Origin of the sequence: Pseudomonas sp. A-RE-22, assembly GCF_019956035.1 — a bacterium.
GTDB classification, from domain to species: domain Bacteria; phylum Pseudomonadota; class Gammaproteobacteria; order Pseudomonadales; family Pseudomonadaceae; genus Aquipseudomonas; species Aquipseudomonas brassicacearum.
The window spans coordinates 54,305-65,377 of record NZ_JAHBCZ010000028.1 but is presented as its reverse complement, the minus strand read 5'-3'; the positions used below and the strand labels follow the sequence as shown (position 1 = coordinate 65,377).

Annotated in this window: 6 protein-coding genes and 1 pseudogene; 4 read left to right on the top strand and 3 right to left on the bottom strand. The window is 60.8% G+C overall.

Features of this window, described 5'->3' with window-relative positions; genetic code table 11:
• Both KGA89_RS15360 and KGA89_RS15355 read left to right on the top strand, forming a co-directional pair.
• Positions 1-4,698 (top strand): annotated as a pseudogene (locus KGA89_RS15360) (LapA family giant adhesin); the annotation flags it as partial.
• Between the two features lie 141 nt (positions 4,699-4,839).
• The gene (locus KGA89_RS15355; protein ID WP_053161687.1) at positions 4,840-5,178 is read left to right on the top strand and encodes a hypothetical protein; all 339 of its coding nucleotides are present in this window, start codon (positions 4,840-4,842) and stop codon (positions 5,176-5,178) included.
• A gap of 175 nt (positions 5,179-5,353) precedes the next feature.
• On the opposite strand, the gene KGA89_RS15350 is transcribed toward KGA89_RS15355, so the two are convergent.
• Positions 5,354-5,725, bottom strand: a complete 372-nt coding sequence (locus KGA89_RS15350) for a DUF6124 family protein (RefSeq protein ID WP_053161685.1) — start codon at positions 5,723-5,725, stop codon at positions 5,354-5,356.
• 430 nt (positions 5,726-6,155) lie between these two features.
• Between KGA89_RS15350 and KGA89_RS15345 the strand changes: the two genes are divergently transcribed.
• Positions 6,156-6,320, top strand: a complete 165-nt coding sequence (locus KGA89_RS15345; RefSeq protein WP_155499081.1) for a hypothetical protein — start codon at positions 6,156-6,158, stop codon at positions 6,318-6,320.
• A 707-nt stretch (positions 6,321-7,027) separates the two neighbouring features.
• On the opposite strand, the gene lapD is transcribed toward KGA89_RS15345, so the two are convergent.
• Both lapD and lapG read right to left on the bottom strand, forming a co-directional pair.
• On the bottom strand, positions 7,028-8,974 hold the full coding sequence (gene lapD / locus KGA89_RS15340) for a cyclic di-GMP receptor LapD (RefSeq protein WP_223471977.1): 1,947 nt from the start codon (positions 8,972-8,974) through the stop codon (positions 7,028-7,030).
• Positions 8,975-8,988: 14 nt separating this feature from the next.
• Positions 8,989-9,612, bottom strand: coding sequence for a cysteine protease LapG (gene lapG / locus KGA89_RS15335; protein WP_371856198.1), 624 nt, complete (start codon positions 9,610-9,612; stop codon positions 8,989-8,991).
• Positions 9,613-9,881: 269 nt separating this feature from the next.
• Between lapG and KGA89_RS15330 the strand changes: the two genes are divergently transcribed.
• Positions 9,882-10,574, top strand: coding sequence for a GntR family transcriptional regulator (locus tag KGA89_RS15330; RefSeq protein WP_223471976.1), 693 nt, complete (start codon positions 9,882-9,884; stop codon positions 10,572-10,574).
• Positions 10,575-11,073: the final 499 nt, after the last annotated feature.

The following is an 11,073-nucleotide window of genomic DNA, read 5'->3' as shown; positions in this document are numbered from 1 at the left end:
GACGCCAAGGGCGGCAACTACGAAAAACTGGACATCGACGGCAAGCCTGCCGACACCACCGTCACAGACACTCAGGACACCACTGGCCTGACCTTGAGTGCAACCGATAGCGTCGCCGAAGGCGGCTCCATCGTTTACACCGCCACCCTGACCAACGCCGCTGGCTCGCCAGTGACCGTCACCTTGAGCAACGGCGCGGTGATCAACATCGCTGCGGGCGCCACCACTGGCACCGTAACTGTCGATGCGCCAAAAGACGACGTCTACAAAGACGCTGGCAAAGTTGAAGTCAGCATCGATAAAGCCACTGGTGGTAACTTCGAGAACCTGGTTCCGAGCACCACGCCTGCGGTGACTGACGTTACCGATACCATCGACACCTCGACCGTGAGCCTGACCGCAACGTCCACCGTCGCGGAAGGCGGCACCGTGGTGTACACCGCCTCGGTCAATGCACCGGTCACTGATGCCCCGCTCGTCGTGACGTTGAGCAACGGCCAGACCATCACCATCCCAGTCGGTGCCAGCTCCGCTTCGGCGAACTTCGTTACGCCAAACGACGCCCTCGCGGGTGGCGACAACCTGAGCGTGAAGATTGATGACGCCAAGGGCGGCAACTACGAAAAACTGGACATCGACGGCAAGCCTGCCGACACCATCGTCACAGACACCCAGGACACCACTGGCCTGACGCTCTCGGCAACTGACACTGTCACCGAAGGCGGTTCCATCGTTTACACCGCAACATTGACCAACGCCGCTGGCTCGCCAGTGACCGTCACCTTGAGCAACGGCGCGGTGATCAACATCGCTGCGGGCGCCACCACTGGCACCGTGACCGTCGATGCACCAAAAGACGACGTCTACAAAGACGCCGGCAAAGTCGAAGTCAGCATCGACAAGGCCACTGGCGGTAACTTCGAGAACCTGGTTCCTAGCACCACGCCTGCGGCGACCGATGTCACCGACACCATCGACAACACCACCGTCAGCATCACCGGCAGCACGTCGGTCACCGAAGGCCAGGCGGCCACCTATACCGTCAGCCTGACGAACCCGGCGCAAACCGAGGTGACGCTCAAGATCGTCTACAGCGGCACCGCCGCCGATGGCACGGACTTCACCGGTGTCTACACCGTGAAGATCCCGGCCAACGCTACCAGCGCCACCTTCAACGTGGCGACGCTGGACGACAAGATCACCGAAGGCACCGAGAACTTCGTGGTCAAGATCGATTCGGCCACCGGTGGCAACTTCGAGCACCTGGCGGTCAGCGGCACCAATGGCAGCGTCAGTACCTCGATCATCGACAACGATGCGCCACCGGCACTCGACCTGGACGCCAACAACTCCAGCGGCAAGACCGGCGCCGATTACCAGGTGACCTTCACCGAAGGCACCACCGGTCCGGGCGTGTCCATCGCCGACACTGACCTGAGCGTCACTGACCCGGACAGCACCATGCTGACCGGCGCGACCATAGTGCTGACCAACCGTCAGCCTGGCGATGCGCTGAACCTGGGCAACAGCGTCAACGGCATCAGCATCAACGCCAACAGCACCGACGGCAAGGTCGTCCTGACGCTGTCGGGCAACGCGACGCTGGCCGACTACATGCAGCAGATCAAGAACATCAGCTTCATCAACAACAGCGAAGATCCGAGCACCGTACCGCGCATCATCACCGTGACAGTGACTGACGGCACGAGCTACTCCAACACCGCAACCACCACCGTGAACGTGGTCGGGGTCAACGACGCGCCAGTGGCCACTGGCGGCGCGGTCACCGGTACCGAAGACACTTCACTGGTCCTCGGCTGGTCGACGTTCGGCATCAGCGACGTGGACAGTTCCGCCACCAGCCTGGGTGTGAAAATCACCGAGCTGCCGGCCGATGGCAAGTTGCAGTATCTGGACGGTGCAACCTGGAAAGACGTGGCCAACAACCAGACCTTCACCAAGGCTGACATCGACGCCGGCAAGCTGCGCTTCACTCCGGACGCCAACGAATCCGGCGCCAATGGTTATGTTGGTAGCAGCATGGGTAACAACCAGGCCGACTACGCACAGGTCAAGTTCCAGCCAACCGACGGCCAGGCGCTGGGCAATACCAGCACCGTGAAGATCGACATCACCCCAGTCGCCGACGCACCGACCCTCAACGTGGCCGGTAACAACGTGACCTCCACCGGTTTGATCAAGGAAGTCTGGACCGGCCTGTCGGGCCTGGGCACCGATGGCAGCGGCGCGCCGTCCGGCACGCTCAAGTCGGTGATCGATGCCGCCGGCACGCCGAACAGCAGCAGCACCGTGACCAACGTGCAGTCCGACAGCAACGTCAACCCGGGCACTGCGTCGAAAACCTCGGGCCTGATCTTCCTCGAAGCCGGCAAGACCTACACCTTCAGCGGTACCGGCGACGACAGCCTGCTGGTGACCATCGGCGGCAAAACCGCCGCGGCCACCACTTGGGGTGCGGGCGGCCAGTTGAACGGTTCGTTCACACCGACCACCAGCGGCTACTACACCCTGGACATCTACCACCACAACCAGACCGGCCCGGGCAGCTATGACGTGAACCTGTCGGTCAACGGCAGCACACCGGTCGACCTGAGCAGTGCCGGCGTGCCGCTCTATACCGGCGTGACCGATCTGGCGAATTCTGGCGTGACTGTCTCCGACCTGCACGGCACCAACGGCGAAGGTTATTACGACGGCTTCAAGCTCAACGAAGGCGCCGAAGGCACCAGCGTGCACCTGTCGAAAATCACCACCGCCCTGACCGACACCGACGGTTCCGAAAGCCTGAGCGTGAAGATTGGCGGCATGCCGGAAGGGAGTGTGCTGAGCGACGGCGCGGGCCACTTCGCGACCGTGGGCGGCAACGGCGAAGCATCGGTCAGTGGCTGGAACCTGGGCAGCCTGACCCTGACCCCGCCGACCTATTACAACGGCCAGCTCAATCTGACCGTGACCTCCACCTCCACCGAAGCCCTCGGAGGATCGGCGACCACCACGGCTCAGATCCCAGTCACCGTGTACCCGGCGACCTACAACGCCATCACCGCCACGTCGGGCAGTGACAACGTCACCGGCACCGACGGCAACGACATCGTCGTCGCCGACATTGGCGGGCTGACCGTAGTGCCGGGCGTCAACTACAACATCGCCTTCATGGTCGACAGCTCTGGCAGCATGAGCGACTCGTCCATCGCAGCGGCCAAGGCCTCGCTGACCTCGGTGTTCAACACCCTCAAGCAAAGCATGGGCAGCAACGCCGGGACAGTGAACATCTTCCTGGCGGACTTTGATAACCAGGTGAACAAGTCGGTCGCGGTCAACCTCAACAACCCGGACGCCCTGACCCTGCTCAAAGGCGTGCTCGACTCGATGGTGTCCGGTGGCGGCACCAACTACGAAGACGTGTTCAAGACCACGGCGAACTTCTTCAACAGCACCCAGGCCTTGAACAATACCGGCGCGAAAAACCTGACGTATTTCATTACCGACGGCAAACCGACCTTCTACCAGACCGGCGAACAGACCAACCCGACCTTGTACGGCAACGTCAAGCTCGATGATGTGCTGAGCGCAGCCAACTACACCGTAGGCAAGTACTACACCCAGACGATCGACAGCACGCACAAGTACACCATCTACGAAAACGGCCAGATGTACCTGTCGACCAAAAGCGGAAAGAATTGGAACGACAGTTATGTCGGCACCGTGCATGCCGAGGGCAATGGCACCTTTGAATTGTCGAACCAGGGCGGCACCGGTTATGCCGATTACTGGAACTATGTCGATTCGGCAGCGGGCTCGACCGACAGCTTCACGCTGCTCAAGGGCCTGAGCACCGTCGAGGCCATCGGCCTGAACAACGACGTGACCCTGAACGACCTCAAGCCCTACGATTCGGACTCGACGCCGCAGACCAACATCGACCCGAACAACCTGGCCAACTCGATCATCGGCCACACCGAAGCGACCCTGCCGGGCTCCGATACGGTCAACGGCGGCAACGGCAACGACATCCTGTTCGGCGATCTGGTGAGCTTCAACGGCGTTGCCGGCGAGGGCTACCAGGCCATCCAGGCGTTCGTCGCCCAGCAGAACGGCGTGGACGTCAGCAAGGTCACCACCAGCAACGTGCACCAGTACATCACCGAACACTACACCGCGTTCGATGTGTCCGGTGCCCATGATGGCAATGACACCCTGCTGGGCGGCGCCGGCAACGACATCATTTTCGGCCAGGGTGGCAACGACACGCTCGACGGTGGCAAGGGCAATGACATCCTGCTCGGTGGCACGGGTAACGACACACTGATCGGCGGCCAGGGCAATGACACCCTGATCGGTGGCCTGGGCGGCGATACCTTTGTCTGGAAGGCCGGCGACACTGGCACCGACGTGATCAAGGACTTCAAGGCCAGCGAAGGCGACCGGATCGACCTGCGGGACCTGTTGCAGGGCGAAAGCGGCAGCACCATCGACCACTTCCTGAAAATCAGCACGGTCGATGGCGTGTCGTCGCTGCAGGTCAGCACCTCCGGTCAGTTCAATGGGGCCAACGGCGGCGCCGCGACCCCGGACGTGACGATCAAGCTCGAAGGCAACAACTGGTCGAACGTGAATCTGAACTCGTTGATCGCCGGCAGCGACCCGACCATCAAGGTCGATCACAACAACAGCTGACCGGGCCCTCACGACCGCCCTTCACAGGGCGGTCGTGCATGGCTGCTCCCAGGATGACGATTTCGTCTCCACCCTCCATACTCCCCCACAGTTGGCCTATGCTGCCCAGCATGACGCCGCTTCATACATGAGGGATGCCCGATGTTTTATGTGCAACGCGATGCACAAGGCCTGCTGGTGCGCGTAGAAGCCACCGCTTACGCCGAGGCCACCGAAACCTTGCCGGCCGACAACCACGAGATCCAGGACTGGTTCGCCAACCAGGCGGTGGAAAACAGCCTCAAGCAGCTCAAGCAAAGCGACCTGGAGATGATCCGGGTACTCGATGACTTGATCCAGGTGCTGACCAGCAAAGGCGTCATCCGTGTCACCGACCTGCCAGCCGCAGCCCAGGCCAAGCTGATGGACCGCACCCAGGCCCGGGAAGCCTTGGGCGGGTTGAGCCGGTTGATCGATGATGATGAGAAAGGGTTGATCTAGGCTTGCAAGTTACCCATTGCCTCGCTAAAGGGTTTTGGGTTGTCTGGGCTGACGCCATCGCGAGCAGGCTCGCTCCCACAGTTGATTGGTGTTGATCTCGATATTCGGTTCGACACAGATCCAATGTGGGAGCGAGCCTGCTCGCGATGGCAATGGTCAATCCACCGCAGGCCTGTCAGCCCGCCGCTTGAACCTCCAGCCGATCCATCGCCCGCTCTACCAACAAATGCACCCCATCGGCCATTCGGCTGATCGCCAGGATCACGCTGCGGCGTGAGCCGTCGACGTCATCAGCCAGGTCGGCGGCGATGGCGCTGATGGACAGCAAGTCTTCGGAGGCATTGGCCAGGAGGGTTTCGGTGTCGATGTCTGGGGAGACCATGAAGAGTTGGGCGGTTTGGGTTTTTCCCGAGGCTTCATCGGTGGGTTTGGGATTGAGGTAGTAGTCGAGGACGCGTTCGGCGGCTTCGTCGAGTTTTTTGGATTTCGAGGATTTGTCGGAGTTGTTGCCAGGGTTTTCTGGCGGATTCGGAGTTACTTTGAACATGGCGTGAAGCTCCATCTGTAGAAGTGGAACCGACACCCTTTGCTTGCACGCAAATGAGGTGGCAGTTGTACGCAGGTGTGCAAGACCGGGCAGACGGAACCCCGGCAGAATCCTTCTCACGAAGAAATCTCCCACGCACAACCGCCATAAAGCGCTTGCGCGTCGTCTTTTAACCGGCTTGCACGCCAGTGTCACCGTTTTTTTCAGTGACAACCCCAGACTAGCCACGAGGCAGACGCCCGACAAGTTCACCAAGTTCGCTACAACTCGAAGGAAATCTCCTAGGACCTTACTTTTAGAGGGGGGTGTATATCCGTTTCTGCGGTAACGGCCACTTAGGGTTCCGCCCTGACGGCGGGTCACTTTCGAAAAGCGCGAAAGTAACCAAAGCGCTCATGCCCCACCACTTGGCACCTCGCTTAGGCTCGGTGTGCCCTCACTCCGGCATTGCTCCGTGGGCCGCCGCGAAGGGCCATCCATGGCCCAGCGCGGCTACCTCGGCATCCATGCCGAGGTGCCCACTGCGCAATGCGTGCGTTCGGCCAGCGTGGTTAACGGGGCGCCCGAGATCAACGTCCTCTCCGAGGCGGCCTGATAGCCGACCTGGTTCTTGGTCGGACCGCGTTTCTCCTGTGGGAGCGAGCCTGCTCGCGATGAGGCCGGCAAGCCCGACATCCATATGACTGAACCACCACCACCGCCATCGCGAGCAAGCTCGCTCCCACATAGGTTTTTGGTCGTTTATAAGATCAGTGTCCACCGCCGGTCCCTGTGGGAGCCGAGCTTGCTCGCGATGGCGGTGGGTCTGCTTGCACTAATGCTGAATGTGCCGCCGCCTTCGCGAGCAGGCTCGCTCCCACAACAGGATCGAAGTACGGCCGAAAGAACCAGGTCGGCTATCAGGCCGCCTCGCGAGCAAGCTTTGCTCCCACAGGTCCTGCTCAAACAGATCTGACGGGTGTACGACCGGGAGAGCCAGGTCGGCTACTAGGCCGCCTCGCGGTGGACGTTGATCTCGGCGCCCCGTTAACCACGCTGGCCGAACGCAGGCATTGCGTAGTGGGCATCCCGGCATGGATGCCGGGATAGCCGCGCTGGGCCATGGATGGCCCTTCGCGGCGGGCCCACGGAGCAATGCCGGAGTGAGGGCATGCCGAGCCTAGGCGAGGCACCGAGTGGTGGGGCAGAAGCGCTTTGGTTACTTTCGCGCTTTTCGAAAGTGACCCGCCGTCAGGGCGGAACCATAAGCAGCCGTTACCGCAGAAACGGATATGTACTCAGTCAGAAGGATAAAAGACCGCCTCACCCCCAACGCTTAGGCTCACCCACCAACTGCCCCTGAACCCCAAACAACCCCATCTCCCGAATCACCGCCAACTCCCCCTCCGTCTCAACCCGCTCAGCAATCAACGGCAAGTCGATACTGTGAGCCGCCCGCTGAATCGCCTCAATGAACAAGCGCTTATCGCTTTCCTGGTCAATCGCACGGATATAGCTGCCATCGATCTTCAGATAAGCCAACCCCAACCGCGACAAGTTACCGATCATGCTGAACCGCCCACCAAAACGCTGCAGGCTCAAGGAGAAGCCCAACTCACGCAGACGCCGGGTCAACTGCTCCAGCACCGCTTGCTCCGGCAATTGCTCTTCACCAATCTCCAGGGCCAGGCGCGACCCAAGGTTGGAATGCGCCCGCAGGATCTCAAAGATCTTGTTCAGCGCCTGCGGATCGGCCAAGGTCGCCGAAGACAGGTTCAACGCCAGAGACTGTTCATGCCCGGCCATTTGCCTGAGCACCTGCTCGAGCATCAAGCGGTCCAGGCGCGCAGTCCAGCCAAAGCGCTCCAACCAGGGCAGGAACCGCCCGGCGGGGATGGTCTGGCCCTGCTCGTCGAGCAGCCGCGACAGCACTTTGTAATGCAGCACCACCTGGGTGTCCTGGGCGGCCACCACCGGCTGGAAGTACAGTTCGAAGCGCTGATGATTCAACGCCTGGTCGAGCAACGTGTGCCAGGCGTGGTGATCGTCGCCGACGCTGGCCGAGGCACTGTGATCCAGGCACGCCCAACCCGGTTCGCCCTGGCTTTCAGCCTGGGCCAGGGCCTGGTCGCCGAGCTGCAGCACCGCTTGCGGCGAGTCGCCATGGACAAACGGCGCCAGCCCGATGGAGGCCACCGAAGCCACATCCGTCGCGCCGGTCGCATGCAGGCTCGCCAACGCAGCCTCAAGGTTCTGCGCCAGTTGCAGCGCTTCCTCGCGCACCAGCCCAGGTGCCAGAACCGCGAATTCCCCGCCGCGAATACGCGTGACCAGGTTGTGGGTTTCCGGATACCGCGCGCATTCACGCAGCAATTGCTCGCCCACGGCCTGGAGCAACTGGTCGGTGCGCTGCCCGCCCAACCGCTGGTTCAAACCGGCCAGGTCCTTGACCCGCAGCAACAGCAGATAACCGGAACTGGCTTGCTCCGGGTTGCTCACCCGGGCATTGAGCTGCATTTCGAAGTAGCGTCGGTTGGCCAGGCCCGTGAGGTTGTCCTGGTAGGATTCGACCCTCAGTTTCTCGCTGCGCTCGGCCTGCTCCTGGAACAGCGCCTTGAGCTTCTCGACCATCTGGTTCATCGCCTGCACCACGCGGCGCAGTTCAGGCGTGCGCGGCAGCTCCGGCAGGCTCAGGAACTCGCGACGAGCGATGGCATGGGACTGATGCACCATGTAGTCCAGCGGCTTGAGCTGGCGACGCAGCAGCAAGGCCCCCAGCACCGCGCTCACGGCGCCGCACAGCAAAAGCCAACCCAGGCTGCCCAACGCGCTCTGCCACAGCTTGGCGAGGGCGAACATCGGGTGGCTGACCACTTCGACCCGGGCCGCCTGTTCCCAGCCGCGGCTGACGATGGCATCGCCTCCAGCCGGTTCCAGGCCGATCAGCTTGACGAACCATTGCGGCACGCTGCCGGCGTCCGGCGTGCCGGTGCGCTCGACGAGGGTTTTGTCGGTGGCCACGTCGACCACGCGGATGCTGGCGTAGTAGCCGCTGTCGAAGATCGAGCTGACCATCAGCTCCACCATCGCCGGGTCGTCGATGTTCGGCGTCAGCGACAACGCCAGCGCCGTGGCCGCGTCCTGGGCGTGGGAGCGCAACTGATTGACGTACTGGGCCCGCGAACTCTCCAGGCTGACCATGAAGCTGCCGCTGAAGGCAACCACCAGGAACAGACAGATAGCGATCAACAGCTGTTTGAACAAGGACATCTGAGCGCGCGCTCCTAGTTAGTCGTCTCGACCGGAAAACCTTCGGCCTGCATTTTCTTCAACACATCCTGCCACCGGGACAGGCGCTTGGTGTCACCCACTTTCTTGTTGCCCTTGGCGCCCGGCAGCCACAGCCCTTCGGCATTGAAAGAGTAGACCGGGAGCAAGTCGGTTCGCTGGCTGGCCGGCAGGATGCCGTCGATCAGGCTGTCGAGTACCAGCGGCATCGCCTCGGGCGTGGCGTAATAGGTGAGCACCATGTGCGCACGGTTCTGCCGCAAGGCCTTGACGTAGGTGATGCGCAGCTTGTCACTGGACACCCCGAGATGGCGCAGGCTGAAATACTTGGCGATGGCGTAGTCTTCACAATCGCCGGCGCCCTTCCACAGGGCCTGGATCGGGGTCTCCCAGTAGTCGACCTCGCGCCACAGGTCGATGTCTTCCACGTAGCGCACCTGTTTGTTGAAAAACAGGTTCACCACCTTGAGCTGTTCCAGTTCCGGGATCTGTTTCTGGGTCGCCAACAGTTGCTGCCATGCGTCGATCCGTTGCTGACCTTCGCCCAAGGGACCATATAACGCTTGCGCCCGTCGGCTGATCTGCGCAAAGTCCCAGTCAGCCTGCAAGCCACCCAGCATCAGGCCGGCCAGCAACAATGCCGAACACAGCCAGCGCAAGGACCTGAGAACAGGGAAAGGTGCAGCCAAGGGAATACGTCCGAAAAGGGCCGTTGGAAATTCGTTGGATGGTGAAGCCTGGCCGGGTAAAAAACAATGGCAGGTTGCAATCACCGCAAGCAGACTAAACTTTAGTTCAGGAACTGGGGCCGCGAGATTTTGACGGCTTGGCAATCTGTAACTAACGTTGGCTTGGATCCAATTGTCGTTACTATCAGTCAGGTGTTGTCGTGACACAAAAGCCCAAACCACTCAGCACTATCCAGGTCAACGGACCCATCCCGGCTGACCAGGCTCGCTCGATCATCGAAGAGTCTCTGCGCGAGGCCATCCTCGATGGACGCCTGCCTTGCGGCACCGCCCTGCGCCAGCAGGAACTGGCCGACCTGTTCGGCGTGAGCCGCATGCCGGTGCGCGAAGCATTGCGCCAACTCGAAGCGCAGTCACTGCTCAATGTGGTTCAGCACAAGGGCGCCGTGGTGGCGCCGTTGATCACCAACAATGCGGTAGAAACCTACGCCCTGCGCTCGGTCCTGGAATCGTTCGCCTTGCGCCTGTCCATTCCGCTGCTCGATGACAACGACCTGGCACTGGCCGCCCAGTACATCGAACAGCTGGAAACGGAAACCGATCACGCCCAGATCGGCAAGCTCAACCGGCTGTTCCACATGTCGCTTTATCACAAGGCACCCAACAGCAAGCTGCTGGACCTGATCGAGCGCGAACTCAATGAAGAAGAGCGCTTCCTGCGCTTTCATCTGTCATCCATGGGGCTGGGCAAGTTGAGCCAGGACGATCATCGCGCGCTGCTCGACGCCGCTCGCGCCAAGGACATCGATAACGCCATCGTATTGCTGGAGCGACACCTGGAAAAAGCCTCTGTCACCATGCGCCGGTACCTGGAACAGTCGTCGAATCTTTGATCCCACCTCGACGGTCCAGCCGGCGTAAAAACTTCTTACATATCCTTCCGACTCACTTGTCGCCTGCGCGGCGCGGCCTGGCCGTGGCCGCGACTCGTCGTCCCATCAGTTCAATGGCACTGCCATCGATTTGGGCTCACTCTTGCGCTTGTCGATTCAAAACAGACCTGAAGAAGTCAACGCCTGGCTGAGGCCAGACGAATCGAAGCCAATACGCAAGGAGCGTCGTCCAACCGGCGGGATGATCGGATGTCCGACCGACGTCCTGCCCATAACATAAAACTTCTTAACTCCCCGATCCCTGAAGTGCTCCGAGTGAGGCATTCACTCGAACTATTCGATTCTGATATCCCTAAATCGGAAGGAGCTTCTTCGCCCAAATAAAACTTATATAAAAAGTTTTAACAGCCCTCTTCGCACCCAATAAAACACCAACTTTAAATAATTAAAAAAGTACTTGCCGCCTACTTGTTTCATGTATTAGTTTTTTATTCGTCGC